Annotated in this window: 16 protein-coding genes; 8 read left to right on the top strand and 8 right to left on the bottom strand. The window is 65.5% G+C overall.

The window, feature by feature from the left end:
* Positions 1–55: 55 nt before the first annotated feature.
* Together AC1DYU_RS17805 and AC1DYU_RS17800 are read right to left on the bottom strand one after the other, a co-directional pair.
* On the bottom strand, positions 56–1,369 hold the full coding sequence (locus tag AC1DYU_RS17805; protein WP_476792795.1) for a DNA-packaging protein: 1,314 nt from the start codon (positions 1,367–1,369) through the stop codon (positions 56–58).
* Positions 1,302–1,700, bottom strand: coding sequence for a hypothetical protein (locus AC1DYU_RS17800; protein WP_476792794.1), 399 nt, complete (start codon positions 1,698–1,700; stop codon positions 1,302–1,304). Before AC1DYU_RS17800 ends, AC1DYU_RS17805 begins: the two co-directional genes overlap by 68 nt.
* A gap of 187 nt (positions 1,701–1,887) precedes the next feature.
* Here AC1DYU_RS17800 and AC1DYU_RS17795 point away from each other — a divergent pair, with 187 nt between their 5' ends.
* Positions 1,888–2,853 carry an IS1595 family transposase gene (locus AC1DYU_RS17795; RefSeq protein WP_476792793.1) on the top strand — a complete coding sequence of 322 codons (966 nt, stop codon included), beginning with the start codon at positions 1,888–1,890 and terminating at the stop codon, positions 2,851–2,853.
* Positions 2,854–2,900: 47 nt separating this feature from the next.
* Entirely contained in the window at positions 2,901–3,404 is a 504-nt protein-coding gene (locus AC1DYU_RS17790; RefSeq protein ID WP_476792792.1) for a hypothetical protein, read from the top strand.
* On the opposite strand, the gene AC1DYU_RS17785 is transcribed toward AC1DYU_RS17790, so the two are convergent.
* Complete coding sequence (locus AC1DYU_RS17785) at positions 3,382–3,534, bottom strand: hypothetical protein (protein WP_476792791.1); 153 nt, start codon at positions 3,532–3,534, stop codon at positions 3,382–3,384. The genes AC1DYU_RS17790 and AC1DYU_RS17785 overlap by 23 nt on opposite strands.
* On the opposite strand from AC1DYU_RS17785, the gene AC1DYU_RS17780 reads away from it, so the two are divergent.
* Positions 3,533–4,162 (top strand): hypothetical protein, encoded by a 630-nt coding sequence (locus tag AC1DYU_RS17780; RefSeq protein ID WP_476792790.1) that lies wholly within the window; start codon positions 3,533–3,535, stop codon positions 4,160–4,162. The genes AC1DYU_RS17785 and AC1DYU_RS17780 overlap by 2 nt on opposite strands.
* Positions 4,163–4,245: 83 nt before the next feature.
* Here the strand turns inward: AC1DYU_RS17780 and AC1DYU_RS17775 are convergent, their stop codons facing one another.
* The 5 genes from AC1DYU_RS17775 to AC1DYU_RS17755 all read right to left on the bottom strand — a co-directional run bounded on the left by AC1DYU_RS17775 (position 4,246) and on the right by AC1DYU_RS17755 (position 8,577).
* Positions 4,246–4,494, bottom strand: a complete 249-nt coding sequence (locus AC1DYU_RS17775; RefSeq protein ID WP_158485498.1) for a hypothetical protein — start codon at positions 4,492–4,494, stop codon at positions 4,246–4,248.
* Positions 4,494–4,694 (bottom strand): hypothetical protein, encoded by a 201-nt coding sequence (locus tag AC1DYU_RS17770; protein ID WP_476792789.1) that lies wholly within the window; start codon positions 4,692–4,694, stop codon positions 4,494–4,496. Before AC1DYU_RS17770 ends, AC1DYU_RS17775 begins: the two co-directional genes overlap by 1 nt.
* Positions 4,695–4,835: 141 nt before the next feature.
* Positions 4,836–5,417: an LOG family protein gene (locus AC1DYU_RS17765; RefSeq protein WP_476792788.1), complete on the bottom strand. Its 582-nt coding sequence runs from the start codon at positions 5,415–5,417 to the stop codon at positions 4,836–4,838.
* Between the two features lie 3 nt (positions 5,418–5,420).
* Entirely contained in the window at positions 5,421–6,812 is a 1,392-nt protein-coding gene (locus AC1DYU_RS17760) for a dipeptidase (protein ID WP_476792787.1), read from the bottom strand.
* A gap of 223 nt (positions 6,813–7,035) precedes the next feature.
* On the bottom strand, positions 7,036–8,577 hold the full coding sequence (locus AC1DYU_RS17755; RefSeq protein ID WP_476792786.1) for a helicase HerA-like domain-containing protein: 1,542 nt from the start codon (positions 8,575–8,577) through the stop codon (positions 7,036–7,038).
* Positions 8,578–8,733: 156 nt separating this feature from the next.
* On the opposite strand from AC1DYU_RS17755, the gene AC1DYU_RS17750 reads away from it, so the two are divergent.
* The 5 genes from AC1DYU_RS17750 to scpA all read left to right on the top strand — a co-directional run bounded on the left by AC1DYU_RS17750 (position 8,734) and on the right by scpA (position 14,722).
* The gene (locus tag AC1DYU_RS17750) at positions 8,734–9,120 is read left to right on the top strand and encodes a DUF2267 domain-containing protein (protein WP_158485503.1); all 387 of its coding nucleotides are present in this window, start codon (positions 8,734–8,736) and stop codon (positions 9,118–9,120) included.
* 188 nt (positions 9,121–9,308) lie between these two features.
* Complete coding sequence (locus tag AC1DYU_RS17745) at positions 9,309–11,288, top strand: methylmalonyl-CoA mutase subunit beta (protein ID WP_476792785.1); 1,980 nt, start codon at positions 9,309–9,311, stop codon at positions 11,286–11,288.
* A 16-nt stretch (positions 11,289–11,304) separates the two neighbouring features.
* Entirely contained in the window at positions 11,305–12,114 is an 810-nt protein-coding gene (gene thiD, locus AC1DYU_RS17740; protein WP_476792784.1) for a bifunctional hydroxymethylpyrimidine kinase/phosphomethylpyrimidine kinase, read from the top strand.
* The gene (locus AC1DYU_RS17735) at positions 12,111–12,560 is read left to right on the top strand and encodes a hypothetical protein (RefSeq protein WP_158485504.1); all 450 of its coding nucleotides are present in this window, start codon (positions 12,111–12,113) and stop codon (positions 12,558–12,560) included. Before thiD ends, AC1DYU_RS17735 begins: the two co-directional genes overlap by 4 nt.
* Entirely contained in the window at positions 12,557–14,722 is a 2,166-nt protein-coding gene (gene scpA, locus AC1DYU_RS17730; RefSeq protein ID WP_476792783.1) for a methylmalonyl-CoA mutase, read from the top strand. The genes AC1DYU_RS17735 and scpA overlap by 4 nt, the downstream gene beginning before the upstream one ends.
* Positions 14,723–14,762 lie beyond the last annotated feature (40 nt).

Below are 14,762 nucleotides of genomic sequence, written 5' to 3'. Positions count from 1 at the left end.
TTCTCGTCCTGAGATTCTCGGGTCGGCGCTTCGCGCCGCCCGAGAATGACGGCTCCTAAATCCCCCTCACCCGAGGCCGGCCCTTTGGCGCCAACATCAGATGGGTCAGCGCCCAGACCAGCGCGTCGAGCCGGTCGGGAGAGCGGCCCGAACTGAGTCCGCCCGGCCCGAAATCGCACATCTCGTCTTCCAGCGCGGGGAAGGCTCCGGCATGGCGCACCCGCGCTTGCGCATAGAGCGCCGCGACCGGCTCGGCCCGCAGATATTTGCCGCGCGTCGCCCGGACCGCCGTCACCGGCACGCTCGCATCGACCTCGCGAATGACGGAGGTCGCCATCTCGCCGCCCTGGTTGACCTCGACGACCAGCGCATCGGCCTCGAAGCGCTGATAGAGCGCAACCGCCTTCGCCGCCCATTCATGCGGCCTCGCGCCGGAGATGGTGCCGTCATCGAGCACATGTCCGATGCCGTCGCGGTCGATGCCGGCGACGACCAGCCCGCAGGAATCGGCGCGCTGCGACGACGAGGCCGGCGGATCGACCGCGACCACGATCCGCGCCAGGGCGGGCGCAGCCGCCTCGCGACATGCCTCGATCATGGCGCGCGTCCAGAGCGCGTCGGCGCTTTCCTCGACGAGTTCGCCGTCGAGCTCCTGCCGGCCGAGCCGGGTGCCGCCATAGGTCTGCGTCACGCTGCGGATGAAGTCAGCAGCCAGGTTGAAGCGGTTGGCGCTCGTCGCCGCCCGGCTGACCGCAACATGCGGGTCGGCCAGGAGCCGCTTGATCAGCGGCACCGGACGCGGCGTCGTGGTGGCGATCTGGCGCGGCCGGTCGCCGAGGCGAAGCCCGAATTGCAGCATGTCCCAGCACTCCTGGAGGTTCGGCCATTTCGCCAGTTCGTCTGACCAGGCCGCGCCGAATTGCGGACCGCGCAGCCCTTCGGGATCCTCGGCAGAGAAGGCCTGCGCGATCGCGCCGTTGGGCCAACGCAATTGCCGCCGGGACGGGGACCAGTCCGGCCGTTCCCATTTCGTGTGAATCGCCAGCAAGCCGGAGATGCCCTCGACCATGACGTCGCGAACCTGTCCTTGCGTCTCGCCAACGAGGGCGATGCGGCCGGTTGGGTTCGACGCATAGGGCGGATGGCCCAGCGCCATGCCCTTGACCCATTCCGCGCCGGTGCGGGTTTTTCCCGCGCCGCGCCCGCCCAGCACCAGCCAGACGGGTTTGTGCGGTGGACTGTCGAGACGCTGATCGACCCGACCGAACAGGCTCCAGGCCTCGCCAAGGGCCGTCAAGTGGTCAGGGTCCAGCTCGGGAATGAGATGCTGCGGGATCAGCTTCGCCCAACTCGCGATCGGCAAGCGCATCAAGACGTCGTGCAAGCTCCTTTCGGAGTTCGGCGACGTGGCGCAATCCATCGGTAGGGTCGGCTTCATCGGAGGCCTTGTTTTGCTGGGCCGCGCTCGCCCCTTCCATCGCCACGAGCTCGCGGACGGTGCGGGCGAGCACCGCCAGCGCCTTGGCGTCGGCCTCGCTCGCCGCCGCACCCTTCGGCAGTTCGTCGAGCCGCGCCTCATGCGCGTCGAGCTGGCGCTGCGCCGCGCGCCAGAGCTTCGTCACCACGGCCTTGCGACCGACAGTCAAGCGCCTGGGCTTCACGGCCGGCGGCACCGGCGCGTCATCGTCTTCATCGGACATGGGAAAACCTCGCGGGCCGGACATGCGAAAGCCGCCGGCTGGAGGGCGCGGCGGCTTGCTGGTCACATTTCGTGAGCATTCCTGATGTCTACCCGATCAGCGTGACGCTGTCAAGGACTAATTTCCCAATTATATACTTGACAAAGCAGCCTTTGGGTTTATGCTCCCAATCACAGGAGCAAGACCAATGGCCGCCGCACTCGACAATCCCATCTTCGCCGACGCCGACAAGGCCCGCGAGCATCTTGAAGCTCAGCGTTGGCCCAACGGCGCGACGTGCCCCCACTGCGGCAATGCCGACCCTGAGAAGATCAAGGCGTTGAAGGGCAAGGCCCATCGCCCCGGCCTCTACCAGTGCGCCGAGTGCCGCGAGCAGTTCACCGTCACCGTTGGCACCGTGTTCGAGCGCTCCAAAATCCCGCTCAACAAGTGGCTGCTTGCCGTCCACCTCATGACGTCGAGCAAGAAGGGCATCAGCGCCCATCAGATCCACCGCATGCTCGGCGTCACCTACAAGACCGCTTGGTTCATGTGCCATCGCATTCGCGAGGCCATGCGCGATGACGTTGGTGGTCCCATGGGCGGCGAAGGCCAGATCGTTGAGGCCGATGAAACCTACTTCGGCAAAACCGAATATCAGCCCAAGCTCAACACCCGAGGCGAGCCCTTCACCAAGTCAGGCAAGAGCGGCCCGTCTGGTAAGCGCGCGGTCGTCGCGCTGGTCGAGCGTGGCGGTCGCGTCCGTTCCTTCCATGTCGATCGCGCCAACGCTGAGAGCGTCCGCGAGATCGTCGTGACCAACATCAGCCGCGAGAGCCGCCTACACACCGACGAAAGCCGCCTCTACACAAAGACCGGCGAAGAGTTCGCCCGCCATGAGACGGTGCGCCACAGCGCCAAGGAATACGCTCGCGGCGATGTCCACACCAACACCATCGAAGGCGTGTTCTCGATCTTCAAGCGCGGCATGAAGGGCATCTACCAGCACTGCGCTGAGAAGCACCTGCACCGCTACCTCGCGGAATTCGATTTCCGCTACAACAACCGCACCAAGCTTGGCGTCAACGACGTTATGCGCCGCGACAACGCCTTGAAGGGCATCGACGGCAAGCGCCTCACCTATCGGCGGATTGGTAAAGCCGCTTACGCTTAAGCAGAAAGCGAAGCGATTCGCTCGCTGGCGCAAAGGGAGGAACCCCGATGGCTGATATGAGCGCGTTCTCAGCGGCTATGGCGTCACTGCGACTTGCGGGCGATATCACGAAGGCGATGATAACGCTGCGCGACGGACAGATGATCCAAGCGAAGGTCATCGAACTGCAAGCTGTAATCCTTTCCGCCCAGCAGAGCGCACTTTCGGCCCAATCTGACCAATTTGCGCTGCTGGAGCAGATACGCAACTTTGAAAAACAAGTTGCTGACCTTGAAGAATGGAACACTCAGAAGCAGCGCTACACTCTGATGAATGTTGGGGACGGGGTGGTTGCCTATGCGTTGAAGCCAGACGCCAACTCGTCCGAACCATTTCATTTGTTGTGTGCAAAATGCTTCCATGACCACAAGCGGTCCTTCCTCCAAGCCACGCAAAGGCTCGAAATGCGACGCCGGGTTCACCGGTGTGCTGAGTGCAAGACTGAATACGCATTCAGTCACGTGACACCGCCACCCCTCCCGCCTGTCGTTAGGCGCGATCCTTCGGCTTAACCTGTGGAATGCGGGTTTGAGCCTTTGTCGGCTTGTTGGCTTTGTCGTCATGCGGCTTCGGCGGCGTCGCCAGCATCCGCTTTAGCACCTCGTCGCGGCGCTTCTCGTCTTCGGATTTGAGGACCACCATGCCCGCCTTCCTTGGCTTCACGAAATTCAACCTGGTCGAATACGGCGAGGCCAGCAATCGCTTCCACCTCGCCTACGGCATAGCCCTATCAAAATGGGCCGCAATAGAGGAGCGGATGTTCCTGTGGTTCTTTTTCATCACCGGCATGAAGCAGGACATGGCCCGCGCTATTTTTTACTCAGCCCGCAATTTCACCGCCCGAGCCGACATGCTCTCCCAAGCGGTAGCCGTTTGTCACCTCACCGAAGACGAGAAAGAGTTTCTTCGAGCCGCCACCAAAAAATCTCACCAGTTCAGCGCCTTTAGAAACTCAATCGTCCATGGCGAGCCAACTTTTGACGTGCGCGAAGGCTCCCCCACTTACAAACAGTTCATCCACCTACAGGGCGATAAACACCCCGCAATCGCGGCAGACTCGGCGCTGACTATTCAGCACCTCGAACGGTCGGCAGCGCGGTTCAGCGAACTGTCTCGCCTTCTGGGTGACGTTCTGGAGCACATGCACTCGCTAAGCGACATGTCGATCCCCTCAGAATGTCTTCGACAAGTGAAAGCGCTTCCCAACGACCCATCGAGTGCCGAACCTGCCCCGACGCCAGTAAAACGTCCGCGCCGGCGGCAATCATAGCCTCCGTAACCTCAATTTCAGTGCCGGCCTGTCGCTGAGAATCATGGGGCATCGAAATTGCTTTGTCACGTATATAATTAGGACTAATTTCCTATTTCCTTGCTCGGGGCCGGATGCCGCTGCATTCGCGATGCGCCTGTCCAGATCCACCGGTCCGCGAGAATGAGGTCGATGACGTCGGCATCAAGCCAGCCGTCTTCCGCGTCGGGCAGCGTGAACGGCATCTCGTCACGCGTGATCCAGCCCATGCCATGCGGGTAGCGGTCGCCTTCGAAACGGCAGCCGGTCTCTTCGAGGAATCGCAGAACGTCAGCCTCGCGATAGAATGCCATCAGGCACCGATCGCAATCCGCTCCTTCACACGACGCTTTTCAGCGAGCCGCTGTTCCATGGCGCGCAACATGTCGATCGCCGCAGGCACGTCGGCTTCCGCCTGATCACGGTCGCGATGAGCGACAAACAGACCCGGCAGGTCGGGGGACGTGAAGACGTGCTGCGTCCCGACGACACGATGCTCGATCTTGAAACCCATGATGACCATCACGGTACCTCACAGCGAAGCAAGAATCATGCGCCGATTCAGCCTGTCTTGCAAATCGGTCGGCGCTTTCGAGACTTAGATAGGGGCTTGCCCGCTTCCGGACAAGTCACGATGCGCGGCCCCATAACCCCGTCAGACCTCCTCCTTTTCGACCCATTTATACGTCGCCGCCGGCACATACTGTTCCATCCGGTCGAGCAGCGTCGCGGGCTGGGTGTCGGTGATCGCCATGGCGCGGTGGGTCTGCTTGAGGAAGCCGGCCTCGACCGTGTTGTCGAGGAAGATGGCCAGCGGGTCGTAGAAGCCCGCGACATTCAGGAAGGCCAGCGGCTTGTCGTGGATGCCGAGCTGGCCCCAGGTCCAGATCTCGAACAGTTCCTCGAAGGTGCCGATGCCGCCGGGCATGGCGATGAAGCCGTCGGAGAGCTCCGCCATCCGAGCCTTGCGGATATGCATGGTCTCGACGACCTCGAGCCGCGTCAGCCCGTAATGGCCGACCTCCTTTTCGCGCAGCGCGCGGGGGATGATGCCGTGGACCTCGCCGCCGGCCGCGAGCGCGGCATCGGCGACGATGCCCATCAGCCCGACCGCGCCGCCGCCATAGACCAGCACCAAGCCGCGCCGGGCGATCTCGGCACCCATGGCGCGTGCAGCATCGGCATAAATGGGATCGTTACCGGGATTGGACCCGCAGAAGACGCAGATGGATTTCATTGCTCAGGCCTTTTCCGTTCCCAGAGCCTGCAAGATGCGCGCCCAGGAGCGCTGGCCCTTGTGGAACGAGGAGAGGTCGTATTTCTCATTGGGCGAATGGACCCGGTCGTCATCGAGGCCGAAGCCGACGAGCAGCGTGTCCATGCCGAGCAGACGCTTGAAGTCGCCGACGACCGGCACCGAGCCGCCCGATCCGATGGTCACGGCCTTGCGGCCCCATTCCTCGGTCAGCGCGACCTGCGCCTTGCGCAAGGCCGGTGAATCGACCGGCACCGCGATGGCGGGCGAGGCACCATGCGCGATGAATTCGGCCGTGACATCGGCCGGAAGCCGCTCGCGCACGAAGGCCTGGAAGGCGGCGGCCACCTTGTCGGGATCCTGCTGGCCGACGAGGCGGAACGAAATCTTGGCGGAGGCCTTGCCGGCAATCACCGTCTTGGTGCCCTCACCGGTATAGCCGCCCCAGATGCCGTTGACGTCACAGGTCGGGCGCGACTGGATCTGCTCGATCAGCATGCGGCCCTTTTCACCCACGGAATGCTTCAGGCCAATCTGCCCGAGGAACTCGTCCTCGGTGAGGTTGAGATCGGCCCAATCCGCCTTCTGCTGGTTGGTCGGTTCCTCGACACCCTCATAGAAGCCGGGCAGCGTGATCCTGCCGTCCTCGTCATGCAGCGCCGCCACGATCTTTGCGAGAACATGGACCGGGTTGGCGGCAGCGCCGCCGAACAGGCCCGAATGCAGATCGCGGTCGGCGCAGGTGACCGTCACCTCCTGATAGACCATGCCGCGCAGCGAGGCGGTGATGGCCGGCGTCTGGCGGTCCCACATGCCGGTGTCGCAGACCAGGGCGAAATCGGCCTTCAGCTCCTCGGCGTTCTCGCGGACGAAGGCCGGCAGGTTGACCGAGCCCGATTCCTCCTCGCCCTCGACGAGAATGGTGACGCCGATCGGCAGGTCGCCGGTCTCGGCGATCGTCGCCCGCATCGCCTCGACGAAGGTCATGACCTGGCCCTTGTCGTCGCAGGCACCGCGCCCGAGGATGACCTTGCGGCCGGGCTCGATCTCCTTGACCACCGGCTTGAACGGCTCGCTGTCCCAGAGATTGAGCGGATCGACCGGCTGGACGTCGTAATGGCCATAGAACAGCACATGCGGCGCGCCCGGCTTGGGGCGATGGGCGAGCACGATCGGATGCCCAGGCGTCTCGCGCAAGCCGGCCGTGAAGCCGAGCGATTCGAGATCGGCGCGCAGCCATTCCGCCGCGCGGCGGCTATCGGCGGAGTAAGCCGAATCGGTCGAGATCGAGGGAATTTCGAGCCAGGACGACAGACGCGCCAGCGCGGCGTCGAGGTCGGCATCGAGGCGGGAAAGGATCGCGGGAAGCTTGGACATGGCACTCGGCTAGGCTGGGCTCGGGCAAATGGGAGCCGGTTCAGGTGGCGCCATCATGACAAGGCTTGGCGGCGGCGTCAGCCTCGCTGTCCGCATGGCGAAAATGCGGCGTGCGTCATTCTCGGGCGAAGCCCTCGGGTCCGATCTTTGATCGGCCCAAGGGCGCAGACCCGAGAATCTCTCCCCGGAGATGCTCGGGTCGAGCCCGAGCATGACGCCCTCCTCAGCGCCGCCCGCCCATCATCGAGCCCAGCACGCCGCGCAGGATCGCGGTTCCGACCTGCCGGCCGATCGAGGTCGCGGCCGAGCGTGCCGCCGAGGTGATGATCTTCTCCGTCATGCTCTGCGGCAGGGCGCCGCCGCGGCTGCCGGGGCCGGTCTTGGGCCTCTGCGCATTGGCGTTGCCGCCGAGCCAGCCACCGATGGTGTCGAGGATGCCGCCGCCGCCCGTCGTCGAAGCCTCGATCGGCTCGCCATCCGGTGTCAGGTTCTTGCGCTTCATCAGCTCTTCATAGGCCGACTCGCGGTCGACCATCGTGTCGTACTTGCCCTTGAAGCCGGATTCGGCCAGCGCCTGCTGGCGGATCTGGACCGAGCAGGGGCCGACCTGCGCCATCGGCGGCGCGATCAGCGTGCGCTCGACGATGGTCGGCGTGCCCTTGCCCTCAAGCGTCGATGTCAGCGCCTCACCGACAGCGAGCTGCGTGATCGCCTCGGCCGTGTCGATCTTGGGGTTCTGGCGGAAGGTTTCGGCGGCCGCCTTGACCGCCTTCTGATCGCGCGGCGTAAAGGCGCGCAACGCGTGCTGGACGCGGTTGCCGAGCTGGGCCAGCACGGTATCGGGAATATCGAGCGGGTTCTGCGTGACGAAATAGACGCCGACGCCCTTCGAGCGGATCAGCCGCACGACCTGCTCGACGGCCGTCAGCAGCGCCTTGGGCGCGCCGTTGAAGAGCAGATGCGCCTCGTCGAAGAAGAAGACGAGCTTGGGCTTGTCGAGGTCGCCGACCTCCGGAAGCTGCTCGAACAGCTCCGAAAGCAGCCAGAGCAGGAAGGTCGCATAGAGCCGCGGATTGGCCATCAGCTTGTCGGCCGCCATGATGTTGACGATGCCGCGGCCATAGCGATCGAGCTTCATCAGATCGGCGATGTCGAGCGCCGGCTCGCCGAAGAACATGTCGCCCTTCTGGTTCTCCAGCACCAGCAAGGCGCGCTGGATCGTGCCGACGGTCTGGGAGGTGACGTTGCCGTATTTGGTGGTCAGGTCCTTGGCGTTCTCGGCGATGAAGGCGAGGATCGCGCGCAGGTCCTTGAGGTCGAGCAGCAGCAGCTTCTGCTCGTCGGCGATGCGGAAGGCGATGTTGAGCACGCCTTCTTGCGTCTCATTGAGATCGAGCAGGCGCGCCAGCAGTAGCGGCCCCATCTCGGAGATCGTGGCGCGGACGGGGTGGCCCTGTTCGCCGAAGACGTCCCAGAACACTGTGGTGAACTGGTCGGGCTCGTATTTGAGGCCGATCTCCTCTGCCCGCTTGACGAAGGGGGGCTTGGAATCGCCCGGTGCTGCGATGCCCGAGAGGTCGCCCTTGATGTCGGCGGCGAAGACCGGCACGCCGGCCTTCGCGAAGCCTTCGGCCATCACCTGCAGGGTGACCGTCTTGCCGGTGCCCGTCGCGCCCGTCACGAGGCCGTGGCGGTTGGCCAGCTTGAGAAGCAGGTTTTCCGCCTTCCAGCTTTTGCCGATCAGAATCGCGCCGTCTTCCGCCATGGACCTGCCTGTTGTGTTATCGAAACGTCAGGGCAAGGGTGTAGCGAAACGCGCCCGCGGGCGGAAGCCCGCTCGGGACGTGGATTGCTGGCTTGATCCAATCGTTGATATGTGAACTATCTCGCGCCAACCGCCGCAACCGACAGGATCAAGACCATGGATGAACTGATTTCCCGCGTGATCGCGGCCTCGGGCCTCAACGAAGAGCTCGCCCGCAAGGCGATCGGCATCATCCTCGCCTTCCTGCAGAAGGAAGGCCCCCCGACCGAGATCAACGAGCTGATGGCCGCCCTGCCCGGCGCGCAGGACCTCGCTAATGCCGAAGGCGGCGCCAAGGGTGGGCTGATGGGCATGGTCGGCGGCATGATGGGCGGCAGCGGCGGCGTGATGGCGCTCGGCGGCCAGTTGATGGGCGCGGGCCTGTCGATGGGCCAGATTCAGTCGGTCTCGAAGGAGATGTTCGCGGTCGGCCGCGAGAAGGCGGGCGAGGATGCGATGGGCGCTATCGTCGGCGCCATTCCGGGACTTGGCCAGTTCGTCTGACGCTGGCCCGCGATTGAGACATTCCCAACGCCGCCGCAAGGCGGCGTTGTTGTATCAGCGCCCTCTCCTGTCGGCGCAAATTTGCGCAGCCCCGTTGCGACGAAGTAGGAATGGCGATGCGTCGCTGCCCGTGGCAATCACCGCCTCGCGACTGCAGATGAGCTGCGACAGACGAGGATCGGCCCCGCATGAACTCGGCCCCAGCATCCGACCAGCCCTTCATGGACGCCTTCCCGGCGCCCTCGCAGGAGGCGTGGCGGGCGGCGGTCGACAAGGTCCTCAAGGGTGCCGATTTCGAGAAACGGCTGGTGGGCAAGACAGCCGACGGCATCCGCATCGAGCCGCTCTATGGCGCCGCCTCGCCGACGCTCCGGCCGCTGCGCGGAGAGGCCGGCCGCTGGCATGTCGCCGCCCGCCTCGACCATCCCGAGCCGGCGGAGGCGCAAAAGCTCGCACTCGCCGATCTCGAAGGCGGCGCAGATTCCCTGACGCTCGCCTTTGCCGGCGCGCGCGCAGCGCGAGGCTACGGCCTCGTCGCGGATGATGTCACCGCGCTCGATGCCAGCCTCGACGGCGTCATGCTCGACCTGATCCGGCTGCGGCTCGATCCTGCTCCGCAGGGTCGCGTCAACGCGCTGATGCTGGCTGCGCTCGTCGAGAGGCGCGCCATCGCGCCCGACACGACCGCGATCGACTTCGGGCTCGACCCGATCGGGCAGCTCGCCACCACCGGCAGCTTTCCGGCGTCATGGCCGGAGATCGGCCGCAGGCTGGCAGCGACCATCCGCCCGTTGAAAGCGCGCGGCTTCGCAGGTTCGTTCATCACTGCCGATGCCCGGCCCTGGCACGAGGCGGGCGCCAGCGAGGCGCAGGAACTCGGCGCGATGCTGGCCGCTGCAATCGCCTATCTGCGCGCTCTGGAATCCGAGGGCTTCTCGCTCGAGGAGGCGCGCGACGCGATCTCCTTCGTCCTCGTCGCCGATACCGACGAGTTCCTGACCATCGCGAAGTTCCGGGCTGCGCGGCTGCTTTGGACGCGCGTGCAGGAGGCCTGCGGCCTGACGCCGAAGCCGATGGTCCTGCATGCCGAGACGGCCTGGCGCTCGCTGACAAGGCGCGACCCTTGGGTTAATCTGCTGCGCGGCACGATCGCGACCTTCGCGGCCGGCGTCGGCGGCGCGGATTGCCTGACCGTGCAGCCTTTCACGGCGGCGCTGGGCCTGCCCGACATCTTCGCGCGGCGCATCGCCCGCAACACCCAGCTCGTGCTGCTGGAGGAGGCCAGCCTCTGGCGCGTCACCGATCCGGCTGCCGGAGCCGGCGGCTTTGAGGCGCTGACGCAGGCGCTGTGCGAACAAGCATGGACCGAATTGCAGAAGCTGGAACGCCAGGCGGGCAACGATCTCCCAGGCATCGTCGCAGCGCTGGCCGCCGGCACGCTGCAAGCCGACCTTGCCAGACAGCGAGAGACGCGCGCCAAAGCCATCGCCACGCGCCGCGAGCCGATCACCGGCACGAGCGAGTTTCCCAATCTCAGGGAGGCGGCCGTCTCGGTGCTCGACGTCGCGCCGGCTGTCCGTGCCAAGCCGAAACTCCCGCTCGCCAAGGCCTCCGATCAGGATCAGGGCGATCTCATCGACCAATTGGCCAAGGGCGCGACACGCGACGTCGCCTTGAGCGCTCCGGAGGACGGCCTACGAGCCGAGCCGCTGCCATCACAGAGACTGGCCGAGCCGTTCGAGGCTCTGCGCGACACCGCAGACGCGGCAACCGACCGCCCCGTGGTCTTTCTGGCGACACTCGGGCCGATTGCGGATTTCGCGGCGCGGGCCGGCTTCGCGCGCAACCTGTTCGAGGCCGGCGGGCTTTCGGCGCCAAGCGGCGACGGTTTTGCGAAGGACGGCGTAACCGACATCGCGGCACTGGCTGCGGCCTTCACGGCATCGGGCGCACGGCTCGCCTGCCTCTGCGGTTCTGATGCTGCCTACGCGGACGAGGGCGCGGCTGCGGCTCAGGCGCTGACGGCGGCCGGTGCTACGGTCTGTCTCGCCGGGCGGCCGGGAGAACTGGAAGCGGAGTTGAACAAGGCTGGTGTTTCCCGGTTCATCTATGCTGGCGGCGATGTCATCGAGGCGCTGACACATGCGCATGATGTCGCGGCCGCCTGAGGGAGACAGAAACATCGTGACCACTATCGCCCTGACCATCGCCGGCTCGGATTCCAGCGGCGGCGCCGGCATCCAGGCCGATCTCAAGACCTTCGCGGCGCATCAGGTCTATGGCGCCAGCGTTATCGTGGCGCTGACGGCGCAGAACACGAAGGGCGTCAGCGCGATCCATGCCGTGCCGGCCGATTTCGTCGCCAGGCAGATCGATGCGGTGTTCGAGGATCTCGACGTCGCCGCCGTTAAGATCGGCATGCTGGCCACGGCGGAACTGATCGAGACCGTCGCCGCCGGGCTGAAGCGGCATGGTGCGCGCAATATCGTTCTCGATCCCGTCATGATCGCAGCATCCGGCGCACGCCTGCTTGAAAACGACGCGGTCGATGCGATCCGACGCCATATCTTCCCGCTCGCGACCCTGATCACCCCGAACCTGCCGGAAGCGGCCGCCCTGCTCGGTAGCAGCGTCGCCGAAACCGAGGCCACCATCGAGAAGCAGGCGGACAAGCTTGCCGCGCTCGGCGCCGCCAACGTCCTGATCAAGGGCGGCCATGGCGGCGGCGAGACCAGCAGCGACCTGCTCCTGCTCGCCGGCGGCAGCCGCCAGCGCTTCGATGCGCCGCGCATCGCGACGCGCAACACCCATGGCACAGGCTGCACGCTGTCCTCGGCTATAGCCTCCGGGCTGGCGAAGGGGCTGGCCCTGCCGGAGGCTGTCGGCCACGCCAAGACCTATATTACCGCCGCCATCGCTGCTGCCGACGAGGTCCCGGTCGGTCATGGCCACGGGCCGGTGCATCATTTCCACCATTGGTGGGGCAAGGCGTGAGCGCTGCTCCCGGCAAGACGCGCGCGTCCCACCCGCTCCGGGCGCGGCGCGCCGAGCGGTTGCGGCGCGAGATCGGGCTGCTCGAACACATGGATGGCCGCCTCTGGCGCAAAGCGCTGATCGATTCAGCGGTTGCCGTGGTCGTCATCGCGCTGCTTTTGACCCTGACGGCGGCGAAGCTGCATTATTTCATGTATCATCCCGTCGCTGTCATCATGGCGAGCGTCGCGATCGCGGCACTGGTCTGGTGGCTCGGACGGTACACGCTCTGGATCCCGGTGATCCTCGTCGCTCTGCTGCTCGCCATCTTGTTCGAGGGCGATCTTGGCGGGCTCGATTTCGGTGGCGACGGCAAGGGTTCGGAGAAATCGGACCGTCGCCGCAAGCTCGAGGCGGCGCTGGCCAAACGACGCGCCGCCCTGGCGAAACTGGAGGCACGGCTATGACCGCGATCCCGGATTTCACGACGCTGGCTTTCAGCGATGGCCCCGCGCCCCACCCGGCAACGCTGCCGGCTGGCGAGGACTGGCTGACGCCTGAAGGCATCCCGGTGAAGCCGCTCTACACGGCAGAAGACCGTGCCGGCCTGCCCTTCGTCGATACGCTGCCTGGCATCGCGCCCTATCTGCGCGGTCCCTACCCGACGATGTATGTCAATCAGCCCTGGACGATCCGGCAATATGCCGGCTTCTCGACAGCCGAGGATTCCAACGCCTTCTACCGGCGCAACCTCGCCGCCGGGCAGAAGGGTCTTTCGGTCGCCTTCGATCTCGCGACCCATCGCGGCTATGACAGCGACCATCCGCGCGTCGGCGGCGATGTCGGCATGGCCGGCGTCGCGATCGACTCGATCTACGACATGCGCACGCTGTTCTCCGGCATCCCGCTCGACCAGATGAGCGTGTCGATGACGATGAACGGCGCGGTTTTGCCAGTGCTGGCGCTCTACATCGTCGCGGCGGAAGAACAGGGCGTGCCCGCGGCCAAGCTCTCGGGGACGATCCAGAACGACATCCTCAAAGAGTTCATGGTCCGCAACACCTATATCTACCCGCCCTCGCCCTCGATGCGGATCATCGGCGACATCTTCTCCTACACCTCGGCGAACATGCCGAAGTTCAACTCGATCTCGATCTCCGGCTACCACATGCAGGAGGCGGGCGCGACGCAGGACCTCGAGCTCGGCTACACGCTGGCCGACGGCGTCGAATACATCCGCGCCGGCCAGCGGGCGGGGCTGGGCGTCGATGCCTTCGCGCCGCGCCTGTCCTTCTTCTGGGCGATCGGCATGAACTTCTTCATGGAGGTGGCGAAGCTGCGCGCCGGCCGGCTGATCTGGGCCAAGCTGGTCAAGGATTTCGGCGCGACCAGCGAAAAGTCACTGCCGCTGCGCACGCATTGCCAGACCAGCGGCTGGTCGCTGACGGCGCAGGACGTCTTCAACAACGTGCCGCGCACGATGATCGAGGCGATGGCGGCGACCCAGGGGCACACCCAGTCGCTGCATACCAACGCACTGGACGAGGCGCTGGCTTTGCCGACCGACTTTTCCGCCCGCATCGCCCGCAACACCCAGATCCTGCTGCAGCAGGAGAGCGGCACCAGCCGGATCATCGATCCGTGGGGCGGCTCCTACTATGTCGAGCGGCTGACCGCCGAACTCGCCAAGAAGGCCTGGGCGCATATCCAGGAGGTGGAGGCGCTCGGCGGCATGGCCAAGGCGATCGAGGCCGGCATCCCCAAGCTGCGCATCGAGGAGGCCGCCGCCAAGACGCAGGCCCGCATCGATGGCGGCCAGCAGGCCATCATCGGCGTCAACATGTTCAAGCCCGACAATGAGGCCTCGATCGACGTGCTCAAGGTCGACAACGCCTCGGTCCGGACCCAGCAGCTCGAAAAGCTCCGGCGTCTCAAGGCGGAGCGCAACGAGGCCGATGTCCAGTCCGCGCTCACCGCGCTGACCAATGGCGCGAAGGGCGATGCGAACCTGCTCGACCTTGCGGTCAAGGCGGCGCGCGCCAAGGCAACGGTCGGCGAGATTTCCATGGCGATGGAGCAGGTCTTCGGGCGCCACCGGGCCGAGATCAAGTCGATCTCGGGGGTCTACAAGCGGGAGGTCGGCACGATGAACCCAGCCGTCATGCGCGTGCAGATGATGACGCAGGCTTTTGAAGAGGCCGATGGCCGCCGCCCGCGCATCCTCGTCGCGAAGATGGGGCAGGACGGGCATGATCGCGGGCAGAAGGTGATCGCCTCGGCCTTCGCCGATCTCGGCTTCGACGTCGATATCGGGCCGCTCTTTGCCACGCCCGACGAGGCGGCGCGCCAGGGCGTCGAAAACGACGTCCACATCGTCGGCGTCTCGTCGCTCGCGGCGGGCCATCTGACGCTGGTGCCAGAACTCAAGGCGGCACTCGCCAAGGCTGGCCGGCCCGACATCATGATCGTCGTCGGCGGCGTCATCCCGCCGCAGGATTTCGATGCGCTCTACGAGGCCGGCGCCAGTGCGATCTTCCCGCCGGGAACGGTCATTGCCGATGCGGCCGAGAAGCTCCTCGAGGACCTCAACGGCCGGCTGGGATACGTCCAGCGCACGGCCGCGGAGTGAAACTGCATGACGTGCAGATGCAGCCTACGATAGAGCGTTC

It is taken from the genome of Allobosea sp. P2_B12, assembly GCF_056404835.1.
Note: the sequence above shows the minus strand (reverse complement) of the source record. Positions and strands in the feature narration are given on the sequence as shown.

What these genes read in the sequence shown, in the direction of transcription:
- AC1DYU_RS17775 (WP_158485498.1), bottom strand. Translation starts at nt 4,494, where the DNA reads ATGGCATTCTATCGCGAGGCTGACGTTCTGCGATTCCTCGAAGAGACC.
- AC1DYU_RS17795 (WP_476792793.1), top strand. Translation starts at nt 1,888, where the DNA reads ATGGCCGCCGCACTCGACAATCCCATCTTCGCCGACGCCGACAAGGCC.
- scpA (WP_476792783.1), top strand. Translation starts at nt 12,557, where the DNA reads ATGACCGCGATCCCGGATTTCACGACGCTGGCTTTCAGCGATGGCCCC.
- AC1DYU_RS17770 (WP_476792789.1), bottom strand. Translation starts at nt 4,694, where the DNA reads ATGGGTTTCAAGATCGAGCATCGTGTCGTCGGGACGCAGCACGTCTTC.
- AC1DYU_RS17800 (WP_476792794.1), bottom strand. Translation starts at nt 1,700, where the DNA reads ATGTCCGATGAAGACGATGACGCGCCGGTGCCGCCGGCCGTGAAGCCC.
- AC1DYU_RS17785 (WP_476792791.1), bottom strand. Translation starts at nt 3,534, where the DNA reads ATGGTGGTCCTCAAATCCGAAGACGAGAAGCGCCGCGACGAGGTGCTA.
- AC1DYU_RS17750 (WP_158485503.1), top strand. Translation starts at nt 8,734, where the DNA reads ATGGATGAACTGATTTCCCGCGTGATCGCGGCCTCGGGCCTCAACGAA.
- AC1DYU_RS17755 (WP_476792786.1), bottom strand. Translation starts at nt 8,577, where the DNA reads ATGGCGGAAGACGGCGCGATTCTGATCGGCAAAAGCTGGAAGGCGGAA.
- AC1DYU_RS17765 (WP_476792788.1), bottom strand. Translation starts at nt 5,417, where the DNA reads ATGAAATCCATCTGCGTCTTCTGCGGGTCCAATCCCGGTAACGATCCC.
- AC1DYU_RS17745 (WP_476792785.1), top strand. Translation starts at nt 9,309, where the DNA reads ATGAACTCGGCCCCAGCATCCGACCAGCCCTTCATGGACGCCTTCCCG.
- AC1DYU_RS17760 (WP_476792787.1), bottom strand. Translation starts at nt 6,812, where the DNA reads ATGTCCAAGCTTCCCGCGATCCTTTCCCGCCTCGATGCCGACCTCGAC.
- AC1DYU_RS17790 (WP_476792792.1), top strand. Translation starts at nt 2,901, where the DNA reads ATGGCTGATATGAGCGCGTTCTCAGCGGCTATGGCGTCACTGCGACTT.
- AC1DYU_RS17780 (WP_476792790.1), top strand. Translation starts at nt 3,533, where the DNA reads ATGCCCGCCTTCCTTGGCTTCACGAAATTCAACCTGGTCGAATACGGC.
- AC1DYU_RS17805 (WP_476792795.1), bottom strand. Translation starts at nt 1,369, where the DNA reads ATGCGCTTGCCGATCGCGAGTTGGGCGAAGCTGATCCCGCAGCATCTC.